The sequence below is a fragment of the Kitasatospora sp. NPDC086009 genome (genome assembly GCF_044540385.1).
Taxonomy (GTDB): Bacteria; Actinomycetota; Actinomycetes; order Streptomycetales; family Streptomycetaceae; genus Kitasatospora.
The window spans coordinates 22,921-49,647 of the sequence record NZ_JBITSA010000020.1; the positions used below are offsets into that span (position 1 = coordinate 22,921).

Here is a 26,727-nt window from a genome sequence, read left to right on the forward strand (position 1 = left end):
GACGCCGAGAGCTGACCCCTGCCGCACAAGGGGTGGGAGAGTCAGCATTGGCCGCCATCTGTCATCACTGGCCGCCCCCGGACGGCCCACAGACGGCCCAGCCCGGCCGCATCGAGCCGCTGCACAGTCCAGATCTTGCCTATTGCTTCTGCAATAGAATTCCTAGACTGGTTCGCACCAGTCAACACCAGGGAGTGTGTGTGGGCGAGAAGACCGACCTCATCGAGCAGAGCGTCCGCGAGTGGATTACCTCCGGCGAGCTGGCCAGCGGCGCCAAGCTGCCATCCGAGCGCACGCTGTCTGCCGATCTCGGGGTCGGCCGGACGACGGTCCGGCTGGTTTTGGCGAAACTCGCCGCCGAGGGCCTAGTGGTCGCCCAGCATGGAAGCGGCTACTTCGTCAGCACCGGCAGCCCGGAGGGGCATGTGACAGTCAAGGCACCGCACGGCGAGCTGGAGCCGTGGCGCATCCACGGCGAACGCCTGGTCTACGACAACGAGTGGGTGAAGCTCGCGCTCGTGGACGTCGAGCCCCCTGGGGTCGAGCGCTTCGAGCACCACGTGGTGCGGCTGCAGCACGTGGCCATCACGGCCGTGGTGGACGACCAGGACCGCGTCCTCATGCTTTGGCGCTACCGCTTCGTCCCTGGCCGGTTCGGGTGGGAGCTTCCCGGCGGAATCGTGGACGCCGGCGAAGCGGCCAGCGCCGCCGCCGCGCGGGAAGTCGAGGAGGAAACGGGCTGGCGCCCCGACTCGATCGAGCACGTCGTCACCTATCAGCCCATGGTCGGCATGGTGGACTCCCCTCACGAGATCTTCGTGGCCAGGGGCGCCACCAAGATCGGAGAGCCGACCGACGCCGAGGAAGCCGGGCGGATCGAGTGGATCCCCCTTGCTGAGGTACCGGGCCTGATCGCTCGGGACGAGCTGCTCGGGTCGGGAACGCTCGTCGCGCTGCTCCACCTGCTGGCCAACCGCCCGCCCCGGCCTACAGGCGCCCAGTAAGACCCTCAATCCGCCTCCTGTGCCGAACCGAACCCGTTCGGTTCGCCAGGAGGCGGGCCTGTTGCAGTTGCTCTCGCGCCTGCCCGTACTCACCTCGTACCAGGTGAGCCTGTGCCAGATCGCATCGCAATCCCGCCGTTGCCCTCATGAACGCCGGGTCCATCCGGTCAAGAGCCACGTACAGCTCAGCCAAGGCAGCGTCCTCGCCCAGCATGGCAAGCGCGTTACCGCGCCACCGTGCCAAGTGGTTGGCATTCAGGAAGATGCTCAGCATGTCCGGGTCCCGCGCTTCGTCACCGGCCGGCAGTACCGCCGCCGCTTGGTCAAGCGCCCTACGGCAGTCGTCCGACAGGCCTGCCTTTGCACACAGCTCCGCCTCCGCTGCGAACAGCCAGGCAGCAAGCCGCGGGGACACCTTGCTGCCTCCGGTGCGTTGAGCATCGCGCACCAGGTCCACAGCCATCTCCGCACGCCCAGCATCGGCCAGGACATAGGCCTGCTCTGCCATAGCGTGAGCCAGGTACATGGGTTGCTCAGCTTCGGCCGCTGCCCTCTTTCCAAGCTCGTAATGGCGCCATGCGCGCTCCACCGCACCCGCGTCGAGCGCCTGCCATGCCGCGAGGGTGGCGGCGCCCGCAAGGGCGGTAGCCACGGGGCGTCTGGCGTCCGGGAGAACAGCAAAGGTCAGAGCGTCTTCGAGGGCATCGAGGTGCGCCCGCATCTGGTCGACCAACCCTGCTGCGCCCATCTGCCGATCGACGCTCCGCAGTAGCTCTGTCTGGCTCAACAGAGTGTCCACCATGCCGAGGCTCAGGTTCCGTGCCGAGTCAATGCGGCTGATCAGCTCGTCGTAGCCGTCGGCGGCGGCCGGCGCCAACGGTGAAGCGCCGAACAGCTCGTCATCGGTCTTCCCGAAAAGGGCCCGCAAGATGGCCGCGTAGGTGCCGGACACTGCCCGCCGGCCGTTCTCCCACTCCGAGATGTACACCTTCAGGCTGGCCGGTGACGCCACGTCCAGAAGCCGCTTCTCGGCATACCGAACGATCTCGCGCACCAGCCGCTCCTGAGACCAACCGCGATCCTTGCGAGCCTGCCGTAGCCGTTCCGTCATGTGCCCACCCCTGCCGTGGTGACGCCGTTCGCCCACAGCATGCCGCACTCGAACGGTCCGGCATGGGGGGTTAACAAAACTGGGTTAACCCCTGCTGGCTACCGGGTCGTTGGCCTACGCCGTTTCATAGAGATGCGACCGGAACTGACGGACCGATAGAGAAGTGCTTGACACTGGTGCGCACCAGTTGCCAGACTACTGGTGCGCACCAGTTGAGAGGTGGTCAGCCCCCACGGGGCTGACCACAAAAGTCCAGGTAGACGCAGTGGGAGCGGCGCCCAATCCGCCAAGAAAGACCGCCGCTCCCGCCCCATGAAGGGAGTTCCATCATGCACGCTTCGCTCGCCCCCCAGCCACTGACCGTCGGCCCCGTCCGCTCCCAGGTGAGCGTGTTCGGTGACCAGGACGAGTACGAGACCGCCCCGCGCGTGGCGGTGCAGATGACGCTGCACCTGACGTTCGCGGAGATCCTGGGCCGCCTGCTCTTCACCCCGAGCGCGCTGCTGATGCACGAAGACCTGGAGCCCGGCAACGAGTCCAAGGTCATCGAGTGCCTGTGGTTCACCATGGCGCAGACCGGCCTGGACGTGGCCGAGGACTACGCCGACATGGCGATGGACATCTACACCGGCCGCCGCGCCTCGAACCTCCACGCCTTCACCCTGAGCCTCGGAACCGTCATTACCCACATCTTCGGCGTCACCTCTCCGGAGGCGCCCGCCGCCGCTCAGGCCTCCTCGGAGATGCTGGCCGACCAGGGTGCGGTGCGCCTGTGAACGCGTCCCAGACGCAGCTGCTCGCGGAGCTGGCCGGGTACGGCTCGGACGAACCGCTCCGGCTCGCCCAGGTCGCCCAGGCGCTCGGTATCTCCGAGGAGACCGCCCGCCGGGAGGCGAAGTCCGGGCGGCTCCCGTCCTACCGGGTCGGCACCGGCCGGGGCACCTACCGCATCGACCGCGAGGCGTTCCGGGCCTACCTCAGGGCCCAGGGCATCCCCGTCGGACGGGCCGTGCTCACCGGCTGACCACCCGACTCGGGTGAGCGTTCACCGACGCTCACGGGCGCTCACCCGACCGTCCGACCGGCCCCGGTTTCAACCACAGTCGGCCGGCCTTCAGGCACCCGACCGGCCCGGTGAACACCCGACCGTTCACGGCCACTCACGGGACCGTTCCCGCGTTCCCGAAAGCCGTTCCCGCCCTTTACCCCCGGGCATCGGTCGCCCCCTGACCAGGCATCTCGACCCGACCGGTACCCGACTCCCGACCATGCAGGAGCGACTGTGACCAGTCAGAACGGGGCCGACTGCCGCGCCCCTGAAACGCCACCACCTGCCACTGAAACGGGCGCCCGTGGACCTGAAACGGCGGGCTGCCGGGAGCGGTGAACACCGGTGAGCGCCTGCCGGTCCCTGAAGCGTTCATCCCCTCCGACCGGGTGGAGGTGAAACGCCCCGGGGCGTCGCTGAAGCTCGGACCGGTGCCCCTGAAACGGCCCGGGTGAGCGGCCGGTGAGCGCCGGTGAGCACGCGGCCGACCGTCGACCACCGGAGGCCGGAGAAGCGCTGTTCCGGTCTCCGCCGGTACCCGACCGACGAGACCACCCGGCCCGCCGCGCGACTCACAGCAAGAGGAGCACCCCGGGCCCCTGGTGCTCCTCTTCCTCCCCCGACGGCCGGGTGGCCACTTCACCACCGACCGCCCCTCCCCCTCGCTGATCAGCAAGAGGGCTCCGCGCTGGTGAGCACCCGACCGATGAGCGGCACCACCGCTTCTGAAAGGCGCTGCTCCTTGGCGGGGCGGGGCGACGGCGCCCGACCTGCCCGCCCGGTCCCCCTGTGGAGAAGCGCTTTCCCCGCCCCCCCGACCGAGGAGTCCACCGATGCGAGACCCACCAGTCGACCGACCACCCGACCGCACCTCCTGACCGACCCGCGAACCGCCGGAGAACCCGTGTCTGTCGAAACCCTCCCCACCACCCCCGACGGCCGACCACAGGCCCCCACCAACCCGATGTACGACCCCGCCCCCGGTCTCGACCGCCCCACCCGGCCGGGCCCCGTCCCGGACCCCGAAGTGTTCTGCGGCTGGGTCGGCGACACCGTCCGCGACCTCGACCCGACCACCGAGGCCGACCCCGTCGCCGTCCTGGTCAACCTCCTGTCCGCCGGAGGCGCCGCGATCGGCCCCGGGCCGTTCATGTGGATCGGCAACGACCGCCACCCCGCCCTCATCTGGGCACTCACCGTCGGCGCCACCGCCGCCGGCCGCAAGGGCGCCGCCACCAACACCGCCCGGCGCCTGCTGAAGGCCGCCGCCCCGGACTTCATCGCCACCAACACCCGCTCCGGCCTCTCCTCCGGCGAAGGCCTGATCGAGATGGTGCGCGACGGCGACGGCGACAAGGACCCCGGCGTCATCGACAAGCGCCTGTGGGTGGTGGAGTCCGAGTACGGCGTCACCATGGCCCGGGGACGGCGCGAGGGCTCGTCCCTGAGCGGCATCCTGCGCCAGGCCTGGAACGGCGAAGACCTCGGCGTGATGAACCGGGAAGCGCTGCACGCCACCGCCCCGCACATCGCCGTCATCGGCCACATCTCCCCCCGTGAACTGCGGGCCAAGATGCAGGACGCCGAGATGGCCGGCGGCACCTACAACCGGTTCCTCCCCGTCTTCGTCCACCGCACCCTGCTCGACCCCGACGGCCAGGGCGCCCCCGACCAGCTCATCGACAACCTCGCGTCGGCGTGGAAGACCGTCCTCACCGACGCCCGCCACGTCGGCGAAGTCCGGCTCACCCCCGAGGCCGCCCAGCTCTGGCGCGAGGAGATCTACCCCGCCCTGTGCGGCGACGAGGCCGACGAAGGACCGATCGCCGAGTTCACCGCCCGCGCCGCCCCCTACGCCAAGCGCGCCGCCATGGTCTACGCCCTGCTCGACCACACCGACCGCATCGGCGAGACCCACCTGCGCGCCGCCTGGGCGCTCGTGCGCTACGCCCGCGCCAGCGCCGCCCACATCCTCGGCCCCACCGCCGCCGCCAGCACGGGTGACCCGCACCTGGACAAGCTGATCAACGCGGTGAAGACCGCCGGGCCCGCCGGAATGACGCAGAGCCAGGTGCAGGTCCTGCTGAAGCGGCTCAACGCCACCCAGCGCGCCGCCGTCACCGCCCGGCTGGTGCAGTTGCCCGGCTTCGCCGCCGCCCAGCTCTCCACCGGCGGACGCCAGCAGACCACCTACCTCTACGCCCCGCCCGACTGACAGGCGGTCCGGAAAGGCCGGAAAGGCCGGAAAGCCCTCTGACCTGCGGAAACGGCTGGCGGAAAGTGGTCCGGAAAGGTCCGGAAAGGGGTCCGCGAACCCCCGGCCCCGAACCTCCCGGACCCTTTCCGGACCTTTCCGGACACCTTTCCGCCACGCAAAACCGCAGCTCAGACCCCTTTACGGCCTTTCCGGCCTTTCCGGACCACCCCCGGACCCGAACGGAGACCACCGCCATGCCCCGCACACCCGCCACCCGCCCCGCCCCGCCGTTCAGGAAAGCGGACGCCCCACTGGCCGCCACGACGCCCCGGGCACGCTCCCCACCAAGCCCCTGCCGCCGTCCACAGCCCACCGGGCCTAGCATCCCCCCTCGCTAGACCTAGCGACCCCGCTAGCGAGCAAAACCCGCTCCGACCAGCCACCTAGCGCCTAGCGCGCCCGCCCGCCGAGCCCCGGAAACGGCCCACAGCCCGCCCCGGCACCCCGCCCCCGATCGCTAGGGCCGGTGACTGCTCGCAATCTCCCCCCACCCACCCCCCACTCCGGAAAGGCACTCCCCCACCCGCTCAGGCGCCTGGGAGGACGCTCTCCGGCCGGGTGGGGGGTGGGTGGGGGGTCACCCTCCGTCACACCCTCGGAGACCACCTTGGCCAACCATCGCGCCCCGTCGACCGCCACGGCCCTCCCCACTCGCTTCCTCACCCCTGAGGACATTGCCTCCCTGTTCGGCGTCCCGCTGGAGACCGTCTACCAGTGGCGCCGCAAGCGCACCGGCCCGCCCGGCTTCCGCGCCGGCCGACACGTCCGCTACCACCCCGACGCCGTCGCCCAATGGGTCACCGAACAGACCGACCAGGCCGCCTGAAGCACCAGGGAGCCGCGAGGGAGGCAGGGAGAACTCCCTCCCCACCTCCCTGACGCCCATCCCTGCCCTGATCAGCGGCAACACCGCCACAGGGAGGCAGGGAGGCGCCCCGCAGGCCCCGCCGAGCACCCCGGAATCCGGCCCTCTCCCGGCACCGGGCGCCTCCCTCCCTGCCTGCCACACCCACACCACCGACCCGAAGGAGCGGCCCCATGGCCGGCCACATCCAGGACCGCTGGTACAAGACCGAGACCGGCCCCGACGGCAAGCCGAAGCGCGTCCGCACCGACCGCCACGGCACCGGAATGCGCTACCGGGCCCGCTACGTCGGCCCCGACGGCACAGAGAAGAGCAAGAGCTTCCCCGATCGCCAGAAGCGCCAGGCGGAGGACTGGCTCACGCGGATCGAGGCCGACATGTCGCGCGGCCAGTACATCGACCCGAAAGCCTCGCGCACGACGTTCCAGCAGTTCGCGGAGCGGTGGCTCAAGGCACAAACCACGGACCCGGCCAGTCAGGTTCTGGTGGAGACCAGGTTGCGCCTGCACACGTTCCCCCGGATCGGTCGACGGCCGCTCGACTCGTTCCGACCGTCCCACATCCAAGAGCTGGTCAAAGAGCTGGAACGGAGTCCGATCTCGGGCGGGTACGCGCGGAACATCTACTCCGACGTGCGGGCGGTCCTGTCGGCCGCTGTGGACGACGGGCTGCTGAGCCGCAATCCGTGTGGTGCCGCGTCAGTCCGCCCGCCGGCCGCAGAGGCCCGCCGAATTGTGCCCTGGCTCCCGGAGCAGGTTCTCGCAGTGCGCGGTGCGCTGCCGGAGCGCTACCGGGCGATGGCTGATCTGGGCGCCGGCTGTGGGCTGCGACAGGGTGAGATCGTCGGTCTCGCGGAGGATGACGCGCTCGACTTTGAGGGGGGCACGGTACGGGTGCTCCGCCAGGTGAAGCAGATCCGGGGAACGGCGGTGTTCGCTCCCCCGAAGTGCAACAAGGAACGCGACGTGCCGCTCCCCCGATCCGTGGCCGCTGCCGTGCGCGCCCACATGGACGCGTGCAAGCCCGTACCGGTGACACTCCCGTGGAAGACCCCGGACGGTCCGAAGGTCACTTTCCGTCTGCTGTTCAGCAACACGGCCAACGGCCCGGTCTGGCGGAGCAACTTCAACCTTCAGGAGTGGAAGCCCGCCATCGCGGCGGCCGGCCTCATTCCGACGCCGCGCCGGGGCGAGCCTTACGCCTCCGCCCGCCAGCACGGTATGCACGCCCTGAGGCACTTCTACGCCTCGGTCCTGCTCGACGCCGGGGAGAGCATCCGGGCGGTGAGCGACTACCTCGGTCACGCCGACCCGGCCCTGACGCTCAGGGTCTATGCCCACCTCATGCCGAACAGCCAGGACCGGACCCGGAAGGCAATCGACGGGCTGTTCCTGCCGGGCGAGTCGACTACCTGACGGCCCAGGGACGGCCCGGCAGACGCACGAGGGCCCCCGACCGGTGGCAAACACGCTGGTCGGGGGCCCTTCGCTGCCTCACCCGTCAGTGTTCTCCGGGCTTAGGCATGGTTCATCCAGTGTCGCAGACGTTCGGACCTCGCCAGACGGCCGAGGGGCTCTGGACGCCAGGCGTCCGGAGCCCCTCGACGGCTCCCACCGTTCGGATCCGCCCGGCCGGCTCAGCTGCCGACGAAGGCCGCCAGCAGCAGCCAGACCACCGGGGCGGTCGGCAGGAGCGAGTCCAGCCGGTCCATGATGCCGCCGTGGCCGGGCAGCAGCGTGCCCATGTCCTTGATGCCGAGGTCACGCTTGATCATCGACTCGCCCAGGTCCCCCAGGGTCGCCACGACCGCCGCGCAGCCGCCCAGGATCAGGCCCTGCCACCAGCTGCCGCCGTCGATGATCAGCTCCATCAGCAGCGCGCCCGCCAGCATCGACAGGCCGATGCCGCCGGCCAGGCCCTCACGGGTCTTGCCCGGGCTGATCGTCGGGGCGAGCTTGTTCTTGCCGAACTTGTAGCCCACCGCGTAGGCGCCGGTGTCGCTGCAGACGGTGACGATCAGGAACAGCACGATCCGCTGCGGGCCGTCGTCCGCCGCCAGCATCATCGCCACGAAGGTGGCCAGGAACGGCACGTAGAACGCGGTGAAGATGCCCGCCGTTATGTCCCGCAGGTAGTTCTCCGGCGGCTCGGCCATCCGCCAGACCATCACCGCCAGGCCGGTCAGCGCCAGCGAGGCCGCCGCCCACTGGACGCCGGCCCAGTACCCGGTGGCGATCATCGCGATGCCGCCCGCGACCAGCGGGACCAGCGGCGCCTTGATCTGCTTGCGCTCGGCCAGCCGGCTGGTCAGCTCCCAGATCCCGACCGACACGGCCGCCATCACCACGAACAGGAACAGCGCCTTCACCACGAACAGCGAGGCGATGATCACCGCGCCGAGGCCGACGCCCACGCCTATCGCGGCCTGGAGGTTGCGACCGCCGCGCTGCTTGCGGGGCTGCGGCTGCGGAGCGGGCTGGGCCACGGGTGTCTCCTGCCCTGGGTGGGACAACGGCACAGGGTGGGGCTGCCCGGCCGCCGGGTGGCTCTGCGGCGGCGCGGAGTACGCCGGGACGCCCGGGTACGGCGGGCCGCCGCGGCCGGGAGCCGGGGCGGTCTCGTCGGTGATCGCGCGCAGCACGACCGTCTCCGCCGCGCCCGGCACCGCCGTCCGGGGCTGCTCGTCCCGGAACAGCGGTCCGCTCAGCCGACCGGCCTCCCGGGTCGGCCCCTCGGCGGGGTCGGGCCCTGGGTCGGCCGGCACGGGGGGCATGACCTGAGTCTCCTCCGCGTCACCGCCCCAGTACACCGGAGGCTGCTGCGAGTGACCCGTTCGGTGGCCGGGGTCACCCGCAGCGCCCGGTGCGGCCGGCTGCGGCGCGTGCGCCGGCCGGTACGGGGGGTGCGGCTGGTACTGCTGGTGCTGCTGATCGGATGGGCCCCAGTAGCCAGGGGCGTCAGGGGCGTCGTTCATCAGACTTCGAGCAGCTCGGCTTCCTTGTGCTTCAGCAGCTCGTCGACGGCGGCCACGTACTTGGCCGTGGTGTCGTCGAGCTCCTTCTCGGCGCGACGGCCGTCGTCCTCGCCGATCTCGCCGTCCTTGACCAGCTTGTCGATGCCGTCCTTGGCCTTGCGGCGCACGGAACGGATCGAGACCTTCGCGTCCTCGCCCTTGCCGCGGGCGACCTTGATGTAGTCGCGGCGACGCTCCTCGGTGAGCTCGGGGAGCACCACCCGGATGATGGACCCGTCGTTGGACGGGTTGACGCCGAGGTCGGAGTCGCGGATCGCCTGCTCGATGGCCTTCAGCGCGGTCTTGTCGAACGGCGAGACGATGGCCATCCGCGGCTCCGGCACGGAGAACGAGGCCAGCTGGTTGATCGGCGTCACGGCGCCGTAGTACTCGGCCACGATCTTGGCGAACATCGCCGGGTGCGCACGGCCGGTCCGGATGGCGGCGAAGTCGTTCTTGGCGACCTCGACGGCCTTCTCCATCTTCTCCTCGGCCTCGAGGAGGGTCTCTTCGATCACTGTGTACTCCCTGTCCGGTTCATCTGCTGTTGTCCCGACCGGTGTCGGTGTCGAAGCCGGTCGCGGTGTGGCGGCCGCCGAACGCGGTGCCGGCGTAGCGACGCCGTCCCGTACGGCTGATTGCTGCTCAGGCCCGGACAGAATCCTGGCTGATGAGTGTGCCGATCTTCTCACTCTTCACCGCACGCGCGATATTGCCCTCCGCCAGCAGCTCGAAGACGAGCATCGGGAGGTTGTTGTCCTTGCACAGCGTGATCGCGGTGAGGTCGGCGACCTTGAGGTCGCGCGCGATGACCTCGGAGTACTCCAGCGCGTCGAACTTGACCGCGTCCGGGTTGGTCCGGGGGTCGGAGTCGTAGACGCCGTCCACGCCGTTCTTGCCCATCAGCAGCACGTCCGCGTGGATCTCCAGCGCACGCTGGACGGCCGTGGTGTCGGTGGAGAAGTAGGGCATGCCCATACCGGCGCCGAAGATCACCACACGGCCCTTCTCCAGGTGCCGGACGGCGCGCAGCGGCAGGTACGGCTCGGCGACCTGGCCCATGGTGATCGCGGTCTGGACCCGGGTCTCGATGCCCTCCTTGACCAGGAAGTCCTGCAGCGCCAGGCAGTTCATCACGGTGCCGAGCATGCCCATGTAGTCGGAGCGGGCCCGGTCCATGCCGCGCACCTGGAGTTCGGCGCCGCGGAAGAAGTTGCCACCACCGATGACCACCGCGACCTCGGTACCGGCGCGGACGACCGTGGCGATCTCACGGGCGATCGCGTGCACGACGTCCGGGTCGACGCCGAGTCCGCCGCCACCGGCGAAAGCCTCACCGGACAGCTTCAGCAGCACCCGGCGGGGCGAGCCGGCCTGGGGGTCCTGCGCGGTCTCCTGCGTCTCCTGCATGGACTTCTCCTTCTACACCTACTGGTTCACAGGCGCGGGTGTGCGGATCCCCGACCTGCGCGTACACGCGAGGAGGCCACTGCCGCGGGAACCGGTACGGTGTCCTGCACGGCAATGGCCTCCTCGTCGTTCATGGTGCCGACGCGGCCCGCCCATAGACGGATGACGCTGGGTGAGCCCGTTCGGCGCGTCCCTCCCGCCCTGGTCAGCGGGCGGGGGCGGTTCCCAGCCTAAACGTGCCGGGAGTCCGGTGGAACGTGGCTCAGGCGCCGACGCGGAAGCGGGCGAAGCGCTTGAGGGCGACGCCGTTCTCCTCGAGGACCTTGGCGACGGTCTTCTTGTTGTCCTTCGCGAAGGCCTGCTCCAGGACGGAGAACTCCTTCACGAAGCCGGTGACGCGACCCTCGACGATCTTCGGCAGGGCAGCCTCGGGCTTGCCCTCCTCGCGCGCGGTGGCCTCGGCGACGCGACGCTCGTTCTCGATGTCCTCGGCCGGGATGTCCTCGCGGGAGAGGTACTTCGGCGCGAAGGCGGCGATGTGCTGCGCGACGTCCTTGGCGACCTCGGCGTTCTCCTTGTCCAGCTCGACCAGGACGCCGACGGCCGGCGGGAGGTCGGGGCTGGTCTTGTGGAGGTAGACCGCGACGAAGCCGTCACCCGCGAACTGGGCGAAGCGTCGGAAGACGATCTTCTCGCCCAGGGTGGCGTTGGCCTCGTCCACGAACTGCTGGACGGTCTTGCCGGGCTCGATCTCGGAAGCCAGCGCGGCGTCCAGGTCGGCCGGAGCGGACGCGGCGACGTGGGCGGCGATCGCGTCGGCGACCTGCACGAAGTTGTCACCCTTGGCGACGAAGTCGGTCTCGCAGTTGATCTCGACCAGAACGCCGGACTTCTTGTCCTCGGCGATCAGCGCGGCGACGGCGCCGTTGGAGGCGTCACGGCCCTCGCGCTTGGCGACGCCCTTCTGGCCCTTGATGCGCAGCAGCTCGACGGCCTTGTCGACGTTGCCCTCGGCCTCGTCCAGAGCCTTCTTGCAGTCCATCATGCCGGCGCCGGTGAGCTCACGGAGCTTCTTGACGTCCGCGGCGGTGAAGTTCGCCATGGTGTGAATCTCTTCTCGCGTCTCGCGTGTCTGCGTGGGGTTGTGCCGGGACCGCTGGTTCGGTCCCGGCACGGGAGAGAGGGGCACTTACCGGTGTCGTACCGGCGAGTGCCCCTCACCCTTGGTACGTCAGGCCTGCTCGGCCGGAGCCTCGTCGGCGGCCGCAGCCTCGGCGACGGGGGCCTCGGCGGCGGGGGCCTCGACCTCGGCAGCAGCCTCGGCGGCGGGGGCCTCGGTGGCGGCGTCGGCGTCGGCGGCCGGAGCCTCCTCAGCCTTCTTCTCGCCCTCGATGAGGTCCTTCTCCCAGTCGGCCAGCGGCTGGTCGGCGCCCGGCTCGGCCTTCGCGTCGCCCTTGGCGACACCCGCGCGGGACTTGAGGCCCTCGGCGACGGCGTCGGCGATCACGCGGGTCAGCAGGGTGACGGAGCGGATCGCGTCGTCGTTGCCCGGGATCTTGTAGTCGACCTCGTCGGGGTCACAGTTGGTGTCGAGGATCGCGACGACCGGGATGTTGAGCTTCCGGGCCTCGCCGACAGCGATGTGCTCCTTCTTGGTGTCCACGATCCAGACGGCGCTGGGAACGCGCTGCATGTCGCGGATACCGCCGAGGGTCTTCTCGAGCTTGGTGTGCTCGCGCTCCAGAACCAGGAGCTCCTTCTTGGTGAGGCCGGAGCCGGCCACGTCCGTGAAGTCGATCTCGCCGAGCTCCTTCATCCGCTGAAGGCGCTTGTAGACGGTCTGGAAGTTGGTCAGCATGCCGCCGAGCCAGCGCTGGTTCACGTAGGGCATGCCCACGCGGGTGGCCTGCTCGGCGATGGCCTCCTGGGCCTGCTTCTTCGTGCCGACGAAGAGGACGCTGCCGCCGTGGGCAACGGTCTCCTTGATGAACTCGAAGGCGCGGTCGATGTAGTTCAGCGACTGCAGGAGGTCGATGATGTAGATGCCGTTGCGCTCCGTGATGATGAAGCGCTTCATCTTCGGGTTCCAGCGGCGGGTCTGGTGACCGAAGTGGACGCCGCTCTCCAGCAGCTCCCGCATCGTGACGACGGCCATAGCCGTACTCCTAAGGTGTTGCGCCCGGCTCCGCGCAGTCGACGTGGTGGGTCGCGCGGTGGCGCTCCCCGCTCGGCGTCTGCGTACGGCCGGGTCAGGCTCGGTTTTGTCCGTGACAGTCAGGTGACAGTCACGCCTGACGCCCCGAACGTGCCGAGCCGCTTCGGCCCGAGTGGTCCGGAGACCCTTCGGGCTCGGCGGACCGAGCGGCACTCGCACCTGGCGGGGGCGGCGGCTGAGCCGCATCCGTCCACCGGTGGCGGGGCGTGCGAAGTCGACCCGGCGGACCGGGTCGCGTGTGAAGTGTACGGGAAGCGCCGAGCCGCGGGCGACTCCACAGGGACGGGAGGTCGGTGGGGAGGCGGGCGGGGAAGCGGGAGGGAGGGTGGACGGGACCGCGCCCGGGGACGGCCGGTGGGGCAGTGGACGGGGGCAGGACGGCGGGGGCGGTGGGGCGGCCTGGCCCGGGCTGGGGTAGGGAGGCCGGGGGGGTGGGGGGCGAGGGGGTGCGTGCAGGGGTGGATGCGGGGGCGTGGGGGCGTGCTCGGAGGAGCTCGCGCCGGGGGTGCACTCGGGGCGCGTCACCCGTGGGAGGGATGGCGGCTGTCCACAGGGCCCGGTTGTCCACAGGAATCGGGGTGGGGCTGGTCGGGCTCGCGCACCCCGGAGAACCTCGGCGGCATGACAACCGCCCTGGAAGCCACCGCTCCGTTCGTTCCGCCCGTCTCCCCCGCCGCGCCGTCCGGGATCACGTCGTCCACCACCGCGTCGTCCGGCGCCGTCGGCGGGGTCGGGGGCTTGTCGTCGCCCCCGCCACTCGGGCCGGGGCCCGGACCCAGCCGCCGGCTGCTGCTCGCGCTTGTGACGGTGGCGGCCCTGCTGCTGACCGTTCTGCCGGGGCCCGTGGGCCATGCCGCCGAGACGGCGGGGCACGGCTCTCGCGACTCCGTGGATGCCGGTGACGATGACGGTGCCAGTGCCAGTGCCAGCGGCAGTCTCGGGGGCGGTGCCGGTTCCGGGGGCGGTGCGGCTTCCGGGGGCGGACGGGTGTGGCCGGTGGGCGGCCCGGGTGGGCTGGTCAGGCGCTTCGAGGCACCGGCCACACCATGGGCCGCCGGACACCGGGGCGTCGATCTCGCCGCCACGGGTGGTGCGGACATCCGGTCGGCCGCCCCCGGGGTGGTCTCCTTCTCCGGCCTGGTGGCGGGCCGACCGGTGGTCACCGTCACCCACCCGGCCTCAGGATCTCCGCCGCTGCGGACCACCTATCTACCGGTCACCGGGAGCCTCGCCACCGGCACCACCGTCACGGCCGGCGAAGTGATCGGGCAGCTCACCCCCGGTGCCGTCCACTGCGCCGGCCACGACTGCCTGCACTGGGGGCTGCTGCGCGGCGACCGGTACCTCGATCCCCTGGCCTTCTTCGGAGCCGGAGCGGCCCGACTGCTCCCGCTCGGACGGGAGCACTGAGACCGGCGCACGGACGGGAGCGCCGGGCCCGGCTCGGTCAGCTCCCGCCCAGGCCGTGCAGGGCGAGCGCGACCGCGGCGTCCGCGATCACTTCCTGGCTCGGGGCCGGTCCACCGGCAGGACGCTGCTCGGCCTGCCGAACGGCGGCCTCCACGATTCCCTGGAGCAGCCCGGCAGCCAGCCGCGGCTGCTCGTGACCGAGGTCCTGGAGGGCCTGGACCACCAGGCCGACGAGCTTGCCGTGGGCCGCCCGGATCCGCTCGCGCGCCGCTTCGTCCAGCTCCAGCGCCGAGATCGCCGCCACCGCCCGGTGCCGAGGGTCCCCGGCCAGCGCGAGCTGACCTCGGACGTAGGCCTCGATCCGGGCCGCCGCGGTGTCGCAGCTCTCCATCCCGGCCTCGATCTCGGCCGCCCAGAGCGGGAAGTCGACCTCGCAGAGCAGCTCGACCACGGCGGCGCGGGAACGGAAGTACTCGTAGACCGAGGAGCGCGCCAGACCGGTGCGCGCCGCGAGCGCGGGGAAGGTCAGGGCATCCATTCCCCCCTCGGTGAGCAGGCTGCGGGCAGCATCGAGGAGGGCTGCCCGCTGCAGCTGTCGGTGCTCGGCCAAAGTGGCCGCTCGGATCTTCGGCACTGTCCCACTGTACGGAGCCCTACACCCCGCCGATACGGCGCCGCGCATGACGGGGTGCGTGGAGGGGATCCGGCGGCAGGGCGGAAGCACCCCGCAGGCGGCCCGCAAGGGGTCGGAGCTGCTGAACGATCGGGTGCCGAAGGGGCCGCTACCGGATGTCCGACAGCTTGGCTCGCAACTGCAGCACCGACTTGGTGTGGATCTGGCTGACCCGGCTCTCCGTCACCCCCAGCACCTGGCCGATCTCCGCGAGGGTGAGGCCCTCGTAGTAGTAGAGCGTCACGACGGTCTTCTCCCGCTCGGGCAGGGTGTTGATCGCCTGTGCCAGTAGTCTGCGCAGCTCCCGGTCCTCGGCCACCTCCACGGGGTTGTCCGCGCCGCGGTCCTCCAGGGTGTCGCCCAGGCTCGGCCGGTCCCCGCCCTCGCCCACCGGGTGGAGCAGTTCGTCCAGCGCCACCACGTTGGCGAGGGAGAGCTGGCTGAAGATGGCGTGCAGGTCCTCGATCGCGATGCCCATCTCGGCCGCGACCTCGGGCTCGTGCGGTGTGCGGCGCAGCCGGGCCTCCAGGGTCGCGTACGTCCGCTCGACCGCCTTCGCCTTCTGCCGCACCGAACGCGGGATCCAGTCCAGGGCCCGGAGCTCGTCGATGATCGCGCCGCGGATCCGGCTGATCGCGTAGGTCTCGAACTTGATGGCCCGATCGATGTCGAACTTCTCGATCGCGTCGATCAGCCCGAAGACACCCGAGGAGACGAAGTCCGCCTGCTCGACGTTGGAGGGCAGGCCGACCCCGACCCGGCCCGCCACGTATTTGACGAGCGGCGAGTAGTGCAGGATCAGCTGCTCCCGCAATCGCTGGTCGCCCGTCTCCTTGTAGGAGCGCCAGAGCGCTTCCAGCGCCGTGCGGTCGGAGCCGACGCCCGACTCCCGCCGTGGTGCCGGCGTCCCGACGGGAGCGGGCACCTCCGCGGGTGTGGACGTCTCCGCGGGTACGGGCGCGGCGTCCTGGCCCTGGGCCGGGCTGGGGACGGCGGCCACCTCGGGGGCGGTAGCCACCTCGGACGTACCGGCCGCTTCGGAAGCGTCCGGCGGACCGGGCTCGTCCGGCCGACCGGCGTACGCGCCGGTGTGCGCCGGTCGGCCACCCTGCCGGGCAAGGGCCCCCATCGCACCCGTCGCCTTGGGCGGGAACTCGGTCACGGGGCGCCGCTCGGTCCGCGGCCCTCCCGAGGACCGGGCGCCACCGGTCACTCTGTGTCCGGGAATGTGTGTGGGCATGCGTTGGTCTGCGCCGTTCTGCCGAGTCATGTGCTGATAGGGAAGGCATGGCGAGCGTAGCGTGACCGACTCACTGCAATGTGCTACCGCCACTCGGTCGTCCCCCGATCCGGTGGCGTTCGTGTCGCCAGGGCCCGGCAGCGGGAGTGAATGCCTCGACCGGCGATTCACCGCCCCACTTCCCGCCGACGGCGGCGCACCCGGCCGCCTCCCGATTCGTCCTGATCCGCCCGATCGGTCACCGGCCACGCACCAGTCGCCAGTGGGCACCGTGCCGTTCCACGAATCCGAGGGACCCCAACTCATAGAGCCGGTGGAGCACTTCGTCCGGCGGGAGACCCGACTGCCGGGCCAGGCGCTCCACCGGCGCACCCTCCGCCGTCGCCGGCACCGCCTCCAGGACCCTCGCCACGACCGGCTCCAGGAGGTCCCTCGGCAGCACCGGCCCGCCGCGCTGGGGCGCGAGGTCGTCACCGATCGCGCCGATCAGCTCGGCGACCTCCGCCGCGTCGGTGACCAGCGTGGCGCCGCCGCGAATCAGGGCGTGCACTCCGGCCGAGAGCTCCGACGTCACCGGGCCGGCGACACCCATCGTGTGCCGGTTGAGGTCCCGGGCGCGTCTGGCCGTACTCAGCGCCCCACTGCGCAACGCCGCCTCGACCACCACCGTCCCTCGGGTGAGGGCCGCGATCACGCGATTGCGTAGCACGAACCGGAACCGGTTCGGGTGCTCCCCCGGCGGAAGCTCGCTCAGCAGCAGTCCCTGGGAGGCGATCCGTCGGATCAACTGGGCGTTGCCCCTCGGGTAGGCCACATCGACCCCGCAGGCGAGGACTCCGATGCTCATCCCCCCGACGGCCAGCGCACCCCGGTGGGCGGCCGCGTCGATCCCGTACGCCGCGCCGGAGGCCACCACCCACCCGCGTTCGGCCAGTTGCGCCGACAGCTCCCCCGCGACGTGCGCTCCGTAGGCCGTGCAGGCCCGCGCGCCGACGACCGCGACCGAGCGGAGGGCGAGCAGTCGCAGGGAACCCGTCCCGGACACCCAGAGCCCGAGCGGTCTGCCGGCTCCCAGGTCGTCGAGTTGGCTCGGCCATTCCGTGTCGCCCGGAATGATGAAGCGCCCACCGGCCGTACGCACTCGCTCCAGGTCCGCGACGGGGTCGACGTCGGCCAGCCTGGCCCGGTAGGCGGCGAGCCGCTCCGCGTCCAGGCCCGGATGGTCGGGGACGGTGCCGTCCCTGATCGCCCGGACGACGTCGGCGGCGTCGAGCTGGGTGAGCCACCGGCCCAGGACGGCGTCGCCCGGTTCGCTGAGCCTGCTCAGCGCTGCCCTGGCGAGACGCTCGGGCTCGGCCTCCCGCCCCGCTTCGGAGGGGTGCTGAGGGTGGTTCATCGTCTGGTTCATGCTCAGGTCTCCTTGTCGCTCGGCCGCTGATCGGGTGTCGCGGCAGGTGGACCGGCACGGAGCAGCCGGTCGCCCTTCGGCCCGGCCGGCGGCAGCGGCTCGCCGCCGAGCCGGCCGAAGGAGCGCTCGGTCAACGGCAGCCCCTGCTCCACACCGGTGCGGAGCACCAGGGCCGTTCGTACGTCCCGCTGGTCCGGCCGGTCGCGCCCGGCGAGATCGGCGACCGTCCAGGCGACCCTGAGCACCCGGTCCAGGCCGCGGGCGGTCAGCAGACCGCGCTCCAGTTGTCGGGCGGCATCGTTCAGCGCGTTGGGGCCGAGCTGCCATCGGGTCCGCAGCTCATGGCCGGGCACTTCGGCATTGGTCCGCCACGGTGTGTGCGCCAGCCGTGCCGCCGCGCGCTCCCGCGCGGCAAGCACCCGGGCCGCCACCGTCGCGGTGCTCTCCGCCGTGGTGTCCCGCTCCATCAGCTCGACCCTGGTCACCGGAGCGACCTGGACCTGGAGGTCGACCCGGTCGAGCAGCGGTCCGGACAGCCGCCCCTGGTACCGGCTGACCATCGCCGGAGTGCATTCGCACCCCTCGCCCCGCCGCGAGTACCGCCCGCAGGGACAGGGATTCGCGGCCAGGCAGAGCAGGAACCTGGCCGGCAGCCTGAGCGATCCGGCCGATCGGGCGATCACCACCTCCCCCGATTCGAGCGGCTGGCGCAGCGCGTCGAGCACCCTGACCGGGAACTCCGGCGCCTCGTCCAGGAACAGCACACCCCGGTGGGCCAGCGAGACCGCACCCGGTCGGGGCAGGCCACTGCCGCCGCCGACGATGGCCGGCATGGTGGTGGAGTGGTGCGGTGCGCAGTACGGCGCGCAGCCGATCAGTGGCCGACCGGCCGGGAGCAGTCCGGCCACCGAGTGCACGGCGGTGACCTCCAGGGCCTCCTTCTGGGTGAGTGGCGGCAGCAGCGCCGGGAGCCGCTCCGCCAACATGGTCTTGCCCGCGCCCGGTGGACCTTTCAAGTACAGGTGGTGACCACCGGCGGCGGCGATCTCCAGGGCGCGTCGGGCCTCGTACTGGCCGGCGACGTCCGCCAGGTCCAGCCGGGCGGCTCGGTCGTCGGGCAGTCCGCGCACCCCTGCGGTGGGGAGCATCAGCCCGGCCATCAGGGGATCCGGGCGGCCGCTGATCGGGTCGGGCGGCTCCTCCGGCTCGGGTGCGCCGGTCAGGACGGCGACGAGCTGCCGCAGGCTGCGCACGCCGATGACGGTCACGCCTGGGACCAGGGAGGCCTCGGCGGCAGTCTGTTCGGCCACCACGACCCGCTGGTAACCGGCGTCGGCGGCGGCGAGCACCGACGGCAGGATGCCGCGTACCGGGCGCACCCGCCCGTCGAGCCCCAGCTCGCCGATGATCAGCAGTTCGGCGATGGAGGACGGATCCAAGCGCTCGGCGGCGGCGAGGACGGCGCAGGCCACCGCGAGGTCGAAGCCGCTGCCACTCTTCGGTACCGAGGCGGGGCTGAGTCCGACGGTGAGCTTTCGCTGCGGCCAGACCTCGCCGCTGTTCACCAGGGCCGCGCGCACCCGGTCGCGGGCCTCGGAGAGGGCTTTGTCGGGCAGACCGACCAGGGTGAAGGCGGCGACTCCGGGCTCCAGATCGGCCTGGACCTCGACGATCACACCGTCGACGCCGACCAGCGCGACGGAACAGGTACGGGCGAAGGCCATCTCAGACCACCCCCCTCAGGTGGTCCACCGAGGCGGCACCCCGGGCCCGGTTGATGACGGCCACGAGGTCGATCCGGACGCCGCCGGGCGGCACGGGCGGCCACTGCGGGTCCGCCGGCGTGGGGCTGTACCCGGGGCCGGCCAACCTGGCGAAGTGGCCGGGCCAGCGCTCCGCCACCCAGCGCTCCGCCAATCGCTGGAGTCGGGCGGCCTTGGCTCGGTCGATGGCCTCGCTCGGCTGCTGGAATCCCCGCTCGGAGCGGGTCTTCACCTCACAGACGGCCAGGGTGTCGCCGTCGAGGGCGACGATGTCCAGCTCGCCCTCGACGCAGCGCCAGTTGCGGTCCAGGATCCTGAGGCCGCTCTCGGCGAGCCTCCGGGCGGCGACCCGCTCCCCATAACGGCCCAGCCCGTTGTTCGTGCCGCGCCCCGACAGGGCCTTCCCCGGACCGCCCCGCTCAGGACCGGCCTGCTCGGGAACGGCTCGCTCAGGACCGGCCTTCTCCGGGTCGGCCTGCTCCGTGCGTGGCGGAGCTGGCCCGTTTCCGAGCCCGGACAGCTCCGCCTGGTACTCCTCCGGCGCCCTCGCCGCCCTGCGCCGGGCCTGCCCACTCGGTCGGGCCTTGGGCGTCTCACTCTGCTTACGCGTGGTGCGCTTGGTGTCCTGCACGGTGACCACCTCCGACGCGGAGGTTTCCGTGCGACCCGGGACAGGGCCAGAGGGTTGCTATTTCCTGTGGATAACCCGGGCCTGTGGATAACTTCTGTCACTCGCAGGAGTGAGAATCCCGGGAAAGTCGAAATTCCCCTGGACACCGCGGGACCGAGCGGTCCAACGTCAGTTTCCGAACCCCGACTCGTCCGAGGGCAGCTCCAGATCGCTCTTCGCGAGCTCCTCGATGTTCACGTCCTTGAAGGTCAGCACCCGGACCTTACGGACGAACCGGGCCGGCCGGTACATGTCCCAGACCCACGCATCCGCCATCGACACCTCGAAGAAGACCTCGCCCTGGACCGAGTGCACCTGCAGCTCGTAGTCGTTGGTGAGGTAGAAGCGTCGCTCGGTCTCAATCACGTACTTGAACAGGCCGACGACGTCCCGGTACTCCCGGTAGAGCTTGAGCTCCATCTCGGTCTCGTACTTCTCGAGATCTTCGGCACTCATCCAGGCGTCCCCTCAACTTGTCACGTCCACCCATTGTGGACCACCGCACTCACCCTCAGAGCCTTACCGGCGTGACTGGCGGCCCCTCGGCCAGCAGTCGCCCCACGAAGTCCGCCAGCCCGATCGGATAGATCGTTTCGGCGGTCTCCCCCAGCTCCTCGACCGTCCACCAGCGTGCCGCGAGCAGTTCGGCGTGCTCGTCCCTGCCCATCCTCGAATGATCGAGCACCGTCTCCACGGTCCGGGCCAGGTGGAACCACTGCTCCTGTTCGTAGCGCTGCTCCCGAAAGGAGTACGAAACCGTGTCGTACGCAACCACGGGCCCCAGGTCCACGCCCCGCAGCCCCGTCTCCTCGGCGAGCTCGCGCACCGCGGCCTCGCGAATGCTCTCCCCCGGTTCCAGGCCTCCTCCGGGGGTGAACCACCAGGTGACGTCCGGCACCACCGGATCCGAGCCCCGGAAGAGAAGCAGGCGGTCCTGCCCGTCCAACAGCAGGATCCGTGAAGCCTTGCGGTGCTTGGCCGTCATCGCCGCCCTCCCCCCTCCCCTCGTTCGTCGGGCCGATCCCCTCGATCCTGCCACCCGGCAGGACCTGCCGGGGCGATGTTCGGCAGAGCGATCGGGCCACGGTCACCGGCGGTCGCGCGGCCGTCGGCGCCGACTCGAACTGAGGCTGCGCCGCCGACCGGGGCGGCGGCGCCCGCCGGAGCGGCGGCTGTGGCACCCGTCAAGCGTCGCGGCGGCGTCCCAGCCGGCGGGCCGCACCGGCCGCCCCGCTCACCCCACAGGTCACGACGATCATCGCCGCGCCTACAACGGTGGCGTAGAAGGCCGGCTCCAACGGTCCCGGCTCGCCGGCCTTGGGCCCACCGAGCGCGTCGAAGGCGGTGGTGCGGGCGAACAGACCCGTCCGGCCGAAGGGCAGGACGGTGGCCTCCACCCGGGCCTCCACCTCGGTGGCGGGGATCGTGCCGCCGTCGACCTCCAGGTGGAGGCGGGAGTCGAGCGACCCCTGCCGGTTGTCTCCCAGCAGAAAGAGCCGGCCAGGAGGCACGTCCACGCTGAACGCGCTCCCCTGCGGGCCTTGCGCCTCCAGGTACGGCTCTTCCACCGGCTTGCCGTTGACGGTCAGCCGTTGGTCGTCCCCGGTGGTCGCCACGGTGTCCCCGCCGACCGCGACCACGCGCTTGACCATGAGTTCACCGCCCCACGCCTGGTCGCGGAAGACCACGACGTCACCCCGGCCGACATCCTTGCCGTCGATCTGCCGGGCGACGACGGTGTCTCCGACCTTGAGCGTCGGGGTCATCGAGCCGGTCGGAATGCCGTACGGCCGGTAGTCCAGCGCCATGACCACGAAGCCGCCGACCAGCAGGACCAGACCGAGCCCGATCAGCACGCCCTGCAGCACCGCGGCCGGCTTGGGCCGGGACCGTCCGGGCGCGGGCGGGCGGTCCGCCGTCGGTGTCGCGACACTGCTCATCGAAACCATCCACCCCTGCCTGACCCGGGACCGCTCATGGCACGCCGGGGCCACAGGCGGAAAACCCGGCGGGCCGTGGCACGTCCGAGCAGATTACTCGTCGGTACCACGGCCCGCGCAAGACCCGGGGGCGACCCGGTGGTGGTCAGGACCGCTTCGCGCGCTCCGACCGGCCCTTCAGCCGGCGCACCAGCGGAAGCAGGCCGACCGCGCCGACCGCGCCGGCCACGGGCGGAACGAACGGCACGGCCGCCGCCAGACCCTTCTGGTCGAAGGTGTCCGGCACCGGCAGCGTCGACCAGTGGTTGATCGGCCAGGCCACCACGAAAGCCCGTCCGATGACCTCGTCCACCGGAACGGTGCCGCCACCCGGCTGGTCCATGTGGAAGCGGGAGTCCAGCGAGTCCGCGCGGTGGTCACCCATCACCCAGATCCGGCCGTCCGGCACCTTCACCGGGCCGAAGGGCTTCGTCCCGCAGGGGGTGTTACCGGGGAACACATACGGCTCGTTGAGAGCGATCCCGTTGACCTTGACCGGCCCCTCGCCCTCGCACTCGACGGTGTCCCCACCGACCGCGATGACCCGCTTGATCAGGTCCTTCTCGTTCTCGGAGGGCATCAGGCCGACGAAGCTGAGCACGTCCTGCACCCCCCGCACGAAGGAGTTGTCGCTCTGCTTGGTGGGCTCGTCCGCCAGCCAGCCGCCCGGGTCGTGGAACACCACGACCTCGCCCCGCTCGGGCTCGGCTCCGAACCACGGGGTCAGCTTGTCCACCAGGACGCGGTCGCCGACCTGAAGCGTGTTCTGCATCGACTCCGACGGAATGGAGAACGCCTGGACGAAGAAAGTTTTGATCACCAGCGCCAGGACCAGCGCGATGCCGATCAGAATCGGCAGTTCCTTCCAGAACGAGCGCTGCTTGTGCTCCTTGCCGCCGGCCTTCTCCTCCGACCCGCCGTCAGAGCTCACGTCGTCCCGGGCGTCGGAACCGTCGCCCGCACCACGGCCCTGCTCGTCCGCGGACTGAACCGCCGCGTCCTCCGCGGAACTCGAAGACACCGCGGACTCCGTCGACCGTTCCGCCCGATGACCGGAGCCCTCGGGCTCTCCGGCGCCTGAGCGGGCGCCGATCACCAAATCCCCCACAACGTCTCCTCCCAGCTGTGCGGACGCCTGCGCGTCCGCGCTCACAGTGCCGCACAGCGGGCACTACCTCCACCATCGACCGTGCCCCGGCGCCAGGGCCGCCCTCTTCGGGGACACCTGACACCGGCACAGCCTCCGGACGCGGCCGTTGTCGCGTACCGGCCGCACCAGCACTTCTCTATCACTCCCAGGCATCCGGCTCGCGCTCCCACGCACGCCGGCCGGCCCTCCACCGGTCAGCCGGGCCTACTCCCGAGGCCGCCCAGGCCTTCGGCCGATGAGCGGAAGGATGCCCAACACACCCATAACGAGCGGAGGTTCCTTCGGAAGCGGCCCAACATCCATCGCTTCCGGCCCAGTTCCACGGACGTCCGCGGACCGGGCCAGCGAGGAGAGTGAACCCGGCGCATCAAGTTGATGGACCCGGCCGACCGGCCAGGCCACCACGAACGCCTGACCGACCACACCACTCAGTGGGATGGTGCCCTGCCCCGGATTACCCATGTGAAAACGGGAGTCGGCCGACACATCCCGATGGTCGCCCATCACCCAGAGCCGCCCCTGCGGCACCTTCACCTTGAACGGCTGGCGGGACGGCGGGTTGCCCGGCGACAGGTACGGCTCGTCCACCGCCGTGCCGTTGACGCTGAGGCGGCCCTGCTCGTCGCAGCACTCCACGGTGTCCCCGCCGACACCGATCACCCGCTTGATCAGATCCTGCTCGCTGTCGGACGGCAGCAGCCCGACGAAAGTGAGGACCTGCTTCGCCCCGCGAAGCACGGGCCCGTCCGTGGACGGCTTGTGATCGGCCTCCAGCCAACCGCCCGGATCCTTGAACACCACGACGTCGCCGCGCCCCGGCTCGGCACCGAACCAGGGGGTGAGCTTGTCCACCAGCACCCGGTCGCCGATCTGGATGGTCTGCTCCATCGAACCGGAGGGGATGACGAACACCTGCACCATGAAGGTCTTCATCACCAGTGCCACCAGCAGTGCCACCAGGACGATCAACGGGATCTCGTGCAGGAGCGAGCGCTTGCGGCGGCGGGCGGCCCGGCGGGCGGTACGCCGACGGTCGGCCCGCCCGCGGATGGGCGTCGCTGCCTCCAGGCCGGTCGCCCCCGGTCCGCGTGCTCCCGCCGGATCGTCCGGTACCGCGTCGGACGGTCGGTCCGCCAGGCGGCCCCTACCTCTGGTCCCCATGGCCACCGGTCCCCCCTACCGCGGCGAACGCCGCCGACCGGTCCAGGCCGGTCCAGTGGCCGACCGGGTAGACCACCCACTCCGCCCGTCCGATCACCTTGCCCTCGGGCACGAACCCGCCACCGGGCTCACCCAGGTGGTCCCGCGAGTCACGGGAGGCATCGCGGTGGTCCCCCATGACCCACAGCTTTCCGGCCGGCACGACCACATCGAAGGCCACCTTCGACGGCTCGTCCCCCGGTGCGAGGTAGGAGGACTCGTCGACCGGTACGCCGTTGACGGTGATCCGCGCGCCCGGCCCGGTACTGGTCACCCGGTCCCCGCCGACGCCGATGACGCGCTTGACGTAGACCGAGTCGTCGGCCGGCGCAAGTCCGAGATCCCGGACGAGCGAGCGCAGTGCGTTCCCGAACCCGGTCGGCTCGGCCGACCCACGCAGGAAGGAGCCCCTCCCGTCGAAGACCACCACGTCACCGCGCTGCGGATGCCCTCCGAAGGAGTAGGCCAGTTGGTTCGCGATCAGGCGGTCGCCCGGGCGCAGGCTGTTCTCCATCGACCCGGACGGCACCGCGAACGGCCGCGCCACGAATGCGTTCACCAGGAGCAGGGACAGCAGGCAGATACCCACCAGCAGAAGGAGGTCACGCGAGCGCGAACGAGACACCACCCCGGGCTCGTCCACCGAAACGTCGGCCGAAACGTCCGCCGAGTCCTCCACCGAGCCGTCGGCCGAGGTCCGCTCGGATTCCGGGACCGCCTCCCGGGGCGCCTGGGCCTCGGGGACGCGCCGGGTGCCCGGCTCGAGCACCGGCTCCACCATCGGCGCCGTGGCGGGCACCGGCGCCGTGGCGGGCGCGGTCGTGGAAACGGCCGCGGACCGCGACGGCGAGTCCGCACCGGTGGGTGCGGGACAGCCGTCGCGGTCCGCGGATGGTTCGTGCGTGCTCATCGGGGGGTGAGCTTACCGTGCGGCAGCCGCGCCCCCTAGAGCGCTCCGATCCCCCGGGAGTACCGGGGGACGGTGGATCAGCGGTCGCGCTTCTCCTTGATCTTCGCGGCCTTGCCGCGGAGGTCACGCAGGTAGTACAGCTTGGCGCGGCGAACCGCACCGCGGGTCACGACCTCGATCTTCTCGACGACCGGGGTGTGCACCGGGAAGGTGCGCTCCACGCCGACGTTGAAGCTGACCTTGCGAACGGTGAAGGTCTCGCCGACACCGGCGCCGTGGCGGCGGATGACGACGCCCTGGAAGACCTGGACACGAGAGCGGTTGCCCTCGATGACCCGGACGTGGACCTTCAGGGTGTCACCGGCGCGGAAGGCCGGAATGTCGCTACGCAGCGAGGCCGCGTCGACAGCAGCGAGCTTGTTGCTCATGTTGCTCTCCATCGCAGGCGCCACGGGCCGCCCACGGAAGTTCGTCACAATGGGGTTCGCTGCGGGCCGCATCGGTTGGCGATGTTCCCCCCGTGGCGAGGGCACCGGACCACGTGACTCCTACGTGAGGAGACCAGCGACAGACAGCAGCGACCTATTGTTCCACACCGTCGACCACAGACCGAAATCGACCGAGCTGCTCGTCCCAGGCCAGGCCGAGGATGCTCAGCGCCTCACGGTCCTTCTTGTCGAAGCCGCCGTACTGCCAGCGCTCGACCAGATCGGGGCGGTTCGCCAGGGTCCGGGCGAAGGCCTGCTCGCGCCGCCAGCGGGCGATCCGGCCGTGGTTGCCGCTGAGCAGGACGTCCGGCACGGTCCGGCCGCGCCACTCGGCGGGCTTGGTGTAGACCGGGCCCTCCAGCAGGTCGGCCATGGCGCCGGGCGCGAAGGAGTCGTCCCGGTGGGACTCGGCGTTGCCGAGCACCCCGGGCAGCAGCCGGGCGATCGCCTCGACCATCACCAGCACGGCGACCTCGCCGCCGGCCAGGACGTAGTCGCCGATCGACACCTCGACCACCGGCATCCGGGTGGCCGCCTCCTCGATCACCCGCCGGTCGATGCCCTCGTACCGGGCCGGAGTGAAGGTGAGCCACGGGCGTCCGGCGAGTTCCTGGGCCAGCTCCTGGGTGAAGGGGCGCCCGCTCGGGGTGGGCACCACCAGCGTGGGCACCTCCCCGTCGGGGCCCGCGCTCAGCACGCCGTCCAGCGCCTCGCCCCACGGCTCGGGCTTCATCACCATGCCCGGTCCGCCGCCGTACGGGCTGTCGTCCACCGTGCGGTGGATGTCGTGCGTCCAGCCGCGCAGGTCGTGGACGTGCACATCCAGCTGACCGCGGGCGCGGGCCTTGCCGACCAGGGAGATGTTCAGCGGCTCCAGGTACTCGGGGAAGATCGTGACGACGTCGATCCGCAT

Annotated in this window: 26 protein-coding genes; 7 read left to right on the top strand and 19 right to left on the bottom strand. The window is 71.1% G+C overall.

All coding sequences use genetic code 11. The features are described 5' to 3' along the window. Nucleotides 1–200 precede the first annotated feature (200 nt). Nucleotides 201–1,004 (top strand): GntR family transcriptional regulator, encoded by an 804-nt coding sequence (locus ACIF6L_RS32630; protein ID WP_396491302.1) that lies wholly within the window; start codon nt 201–203, stop codon nt 1,002–1,004. Here ACIF6L_RS32630 and ACIF6L_RS32635 read toward each other — a convergent pair. Continuing rightward, a complete protein-coding gene (locus ACIF6L_RS32635; RefSeq protein WP_396491301.1) occupies nt 988–2,115 on the bottom strand; it encodes an XRE family transcriptional regulator in 1,128 nt (375 codons plus the stop codon). The genes ACIF6L_RS32630 and ACIF6L_RS32635 overlap by 17 nt on opposite strands. A 329-nt stretch (nt 2,116–2,444) precedes the next feature. On the opposite strand from ACIF6L_RS32635, the gene ACIF6L_RS32640 reads away from it, so the two are divergent. From ACIF6L_RS32640 to ACIF6L_RS32660, 5 genes are all read left to right on the top strand, one after another. Then, entirely contained in the window at nt 2,445–2,891 is a 447-nt protein-coding gene (locus tag ACIF6L_RS32640) for a hypothetical protein (RefSeq protein ID WP_396491300.1), read from the top strand. Then, nucleotides 2,888–3,139, top strand: a complete 252-nt coding sequence (locus tag ACIF6L_RS32645; protein WP_396491299.1) for a helix-turn-helix domain-containing protein — start codon at nt 2,888–2,890, stop codon at nt 3,137–3,139. The genes ACIF6L_RS32640 and ACIF6L_RS32645 overlap by 4 nt, the downstream gene beginning before the upstream one ends. 928 nt (nt 3,140–4,067) lie before the next feature. After that, nucleotides 4,068–5,378, top strand: coding sequence for a DUF3987 domain-containing protein (locus tag ACIF6L_RS32650; protein ID WP_396491298.1), 1,311 nt, complete (start codon nt 4,068–4,070; stop codon nt 5,376–5,378). 649 nt (nt 5,379–6,027) lie between these two features. After that, the gene (locus ACIF6L_RS32655; RefSeq protein WP_396491297.1) at nt 6,028–6,246 is read left to right on the top strand and encodes a helix-turn-helix domain-containing protein; all 219 of its coding nucleotides are present in this window, start codon (nt 6,028–6,030) and stop codon (nt 6,244–6,246) included. A gap of 212 nt (nt 6,247–6,458) precedes the next feature. Next, nucleotides 6,459–7,700 carry a tyrosine-type recombinase/integrase gene (locus ACIF6L_RS32660; RefSeq protein ID WP_396491296.1) on the top strand — a complete coding sequence of 414 codons (1,242 nt, stop codon included), beginning with the start codon at nt 6,459–6,461 and terminating at the stop codon, nt 7,698–7,700. Nucleotides 7,701–7,921: 221 nt separating this feature from the next. Here ACIF6L_RS32660 and ACIF6L_RS32665 read toward each other — a convergent pair whose 3' ends face one another. The 5 genes from ACIF6L_RS32665 to rpsB all read right to left on the bottom strand — a co-directional run bounded on the left by ACIF6L_RS32665 (nt 7,922) and on the right by rpsB (nt 12,863). Continuing rightward, the gene (locus tag ACIF6L_RS32665; protein ID WP_396491295.1) at nt 7,922–9,058 is read right to left on the bottom strand and encodes a phosphatidate cytidylyltransferase; all 1,137 of its coding nucleotides are present in this window, start codon (nt 9,056–9,058) and stop codon (nt 7,922–7,924) included. A gap of 200 nt (nt 9,059–9,258) precedes the next feature. Then, the gene (gene frr / locus ACIF6L_RS32670) at nt 9,259–9,816 is read right to left on the bottom strand and encodes a ribosome recycling factor (RefSeq protein ID WP_329489782.1); all 558 of its coding nucleotides are present in this window, start codon (nt 9,814–9,816) and stop codon (nt 9,259–9,261) included. 127 nt (nt 9,817–9,943) lie between these two features. After that, nucleotides 9,944–10,708: a UMP kinase gene (pyrH, locus tag ACIF6L_RS32675; protein WP_329489781.1), complete on the bottom strand. Its 765-nt coding sequence runs from the start codon at nt 10,706–10,708 to the stop codon at nt 9,944–9,946. 262 nt (nt 10,709–10,970) lie between these two features. After that, complete coding sequence (gene tsf, locus ACIF6L_RS32680) at nt 10,971–11,810, bottom strand: translation elongation factor Ts (RefSeq protein WP_329489780.1); 840 nt, start codon at nt 11,808–11,810, stop codon at nt 10,971–10,973. 129 nt (nt 11,811–11,939) lie between these two features. Further along, a complete protein-coding gene (rpsB, locus tag ACIF6L_RS32685; protein WP_329489779.1) occupies nt 11,940–12,863 on the bottom strand; it encodes a 30S ribosomal protein S2 in 924 nt (307 codons plus the stop codon). Nucleotides 12,864–13,919: 1,056 nt separating this feature from the next. Here rpsB and ACIF6L_RS32690 point away from each other — a divergent pair. Further along, nucleotides 13,920–14,333 carry a M23 family metallopeptidase gene (locus ACIF6L_RS32690; RefSeq protein WP_396491294.1) on the top strand — a complete coding sequence of 138 codons (414 nt, stop codon included), beginning with the start codon at nt 13,920–13,922 and terminating at the stop codon, nt 14,331–14,333. A 37-nt stretch (nt 14,334–14,370) separates the two neighbouring features. On the opposite strand, the gene ACIF6L_RS32695 is transcribed toward ACIF6L_RS32690, so the two are convergent. The 13 genes from ACIF6L_RS32695 to trmD form a co-directional block, all read right to left on the bottom strand. After that, entirely contained in the window at nt 14,371–14,943 is a 573-nt protein-coding gene (locus ACIF6L_RS32695; protein ID WP_359837216.1) for a helix-turn-helix domain-containing protein, read from the bottom strand. A gap of 172 nt (nt 14,944–15,115) precedes the next feature. Next, complete coding sequence (whiG, locus tag ACIF6L_RS32700; RefSeq protein WP_396491310.1) at nt 15,116–16,006, bottom strand: RNA polymerase sigma factor WhiG; 891 nt, start codon at nt 16,004–16,006, stop codon at nt 15,116–15,118. A 478-nt stretch (nt 16,007–16,484) separates the two neighbouring features. Then, nucleotides 16,485–17,654 carry a DNA-processing protein DprA gene (gene dprA / locus ACIF6L_RS32705; protein WP_396491293.1) on the bottom strand — a complete coding sequence of 390 codons (1,170 nt, stop codon included), beginning with the start codon at nt 17,652–17,654 and terminating at the stop codon, nt 16,485–16,487. Nucleotides 17,655–17,656: 2 nt separating this feature from the next. Beyond that, nucleotides 17,657–19,378, bottom strand: coding sequence for a YifB family Mg chelatase-like AAA ATPase (locus ACIF6L_RS32710; RefSeq protein ID WP_359837191.1), 1,722 nt, complete (start codon nt 19,376–19,378; stop codon nt 17,657–17,659). Between the two features lies 1 nt (nt 19,379). Then, on the bottom strand, nt 19,380–19,814 hold the full coding sequence (locus ACIF6L_RS32715) for a YraN family protein (RefSeq protein ID WP_396491309.1): 435 nt from the start codon (nt 19,812–19,814) through the stop codon (nt 19,380–19,382). 402 nt (nt 19,815–20,216) lie between these two features. Next, the gene (locus ACIF6L_RS32720) at nt 20,217–20,543 is read right to left on the bottom strand and encodes a DUF2469 domain-containing protein (RefSeq protein ID WP_030056781.1); all 327 of its coding nucleotides are present in this window, start codon (nt 20,541–20,543) and stop codon (nt 20,217–20,219) included. A 55-nt stretch (nt 20,544–20,598) separates the two neighbouring features. Next, nucleotides 20,599–21,072, bottom strand: a complete 474-nt coding sequence (locus tag ACIF6L_RS32725; protein ID WP_396491292.1) for an NUDIX hydrolase — start codon at nt 21,070–21,072, stop codon at nt 20,599–20,601. Nucleotides 21,073–21,271: 199 nt separating this feature from the next. Beyond that, entirely contained in the window at nt 21,272–22,027 is a 756-nt protein-coding gene (gene lepB / locus ACIF6L_RS32730; RefSeq protein ID WP_359807847.1) for a signal peptidase I, read from the bottom strand. 145 nt (nt 22,028–22,172) lie between these two features. Then, the gene (gene lepB, locus ACIF6L_RS32735) at nt 22,173–23,174 is read right to left on the bottom strand and encodes a signal peptidase I (RefSeq protein ID WP_396491291.1); all 1,002 of its coding nucleotides are present in this window, start codon (nt 23,172–23,174) and stop codon (nt 22,173–22,175) included. A 246-nt stretch (nt 23,175–23,420) separates the two neighbouring features. Next, complete coding sequence (gene lepB / locus ACIF6L_RS32740) at nt 23,421–24,185, bottom strand: signal peptidase I (protein ID WP_396491290.1); 765 nt, start codon at nt 24,183–24,185, stop codon at nt 23,421–23,423. Between the two features lie 175 nt (nt 24,186–24,360). Further along, nucleotides 24,361–25,185, bottom strand: coding sequence for a signal peptidase I (lepB, locus tag ACIF6L_RS32745; RefSeq protein WP_396491289.1), 825 nt, complete (start codon nt 25,183–25,185; stop codon nt 24,361–24,363). A 218-nt stretch (nt 25,186–25,403) separates the two neighbouring features. Beyond that, on the bottom strand, nt 25,404–25,754 hold the full coding sequence (gene rplS, locus ACIF6L_RS32750) for a 50S ribosomal protein L19 (protein ID WP_063347674.1): 351 nt from the start codon (nt 25,752–25,754) through the stop codon (nt 25,404–25,406). A 154-nt stretch (nt 25,755–25,908) separates the two neighbouring features. After that, complete coding sequence (gene trmD / locus ACIF6L_RS32755; RefSeq protein ID WP_396491308.1) at nt 25,909–26,727, bottom strand: tRNA (guanosine(37)-N1)-methyltransferase TrmD; 819 nt, start codon at nt 26,725–26,727, stop codon at nt 25,909–25,911.

Coding starts and splice junctions, on each gene's coding strand:
- rpsB (WP_329489779.1), bottom strand. CDS start 12,863: ATGGCCGTCGTCACGATGCGGGAGCTGCTGGAGAGCGGCGTCCACTTC.
- ACIF6L_RS32720 (WP_030056781.1), bottom strand. CDS start 20,543: ATGAGTGCCGAAGATCTCGAGAAGTACGAGACCGAGATGGAGCTCAAG.
- lepB (WP_359807847.1), bottom strand. CDS start 22,027: ATGAGCAGTGTCGCGACACCGACGGCGGACCGCCCGCCCGCGCCCGGA.
- pyrH (WP_329489781.1), bottom strand. CDS start 10,708: ATGCAGGAGACGCAGGAGACCGCGCAGGACCCCCAGGCCGGCTCGCCC.
- ACIF6L_RS32660 (WP_396491296.1), top strand. CDS start 6,459: ATGGCCGGCCACATCCAGGACCGCTGGTACAAGACCGAGACCGGCCCC.
- ACIF6L_RS32635 (WP_396491301.1), bottom strand. CDS start 2,115: ATGACGGAACGGCTACGGCAGGCTCGCAAGGATCGCGGTTGGTCTCAG.
- trmD (WP_396491308.1), bottom strand. CDS start 26,727: ATGCGGATCGACGTCGTCACGATCTTCCCCGAGTACCTGGAGCCGCTG.
- ACIF6L_RS32710 (WP_359837191.1), bottom strand. CDS start 19,378: ATGGCCTTCGCCCGTACCTGTTCCGTCGCGCTGGTCGGCGTCGACGGT.
- ACIF6L_RS32665 (WP_396491295.1), bottom strand. CDS start 9,058: ATGCCCCCCGTGCCGGCCGACCCAGGGCCCGACCCCGCCGAGGGGCCG.
- dprA (WP_396491293.1), bottom strand. CDS start 17,654: ATGAACCAGACGATGAACCACCCTCAGCACCCCTCCGAAGCGGGGCGG.
- ACIF6L_RS32640 (WP_396491300.1), top strand. CDS start 2,445: ATGCACGCTTCGCTCGCCCCCCAGCCACTGACCGTCGGCCCCGTCCGC.
- rplS (WP_063347674.1), bottom strand. CDS start 25,754: ATGAGCAACAAGCTCGCTGCTGTCGACGCGGCCTCGCTGCGTAGCGAC.
- ACIF6L_RS32725 (WP_396491292.1), bottom strand. CDS start 21,072: ATGACGGCCAAGCACCGCAAGGCTTCACGGATCCTGCTGTTGGACGGG.
- tsf (WP_329489780.1), bottom strand. CDS start 11,810: ATGGCGAACTTCACCGCCGCGGACGTCAAGAAGCTCCGTGAGCTCACC.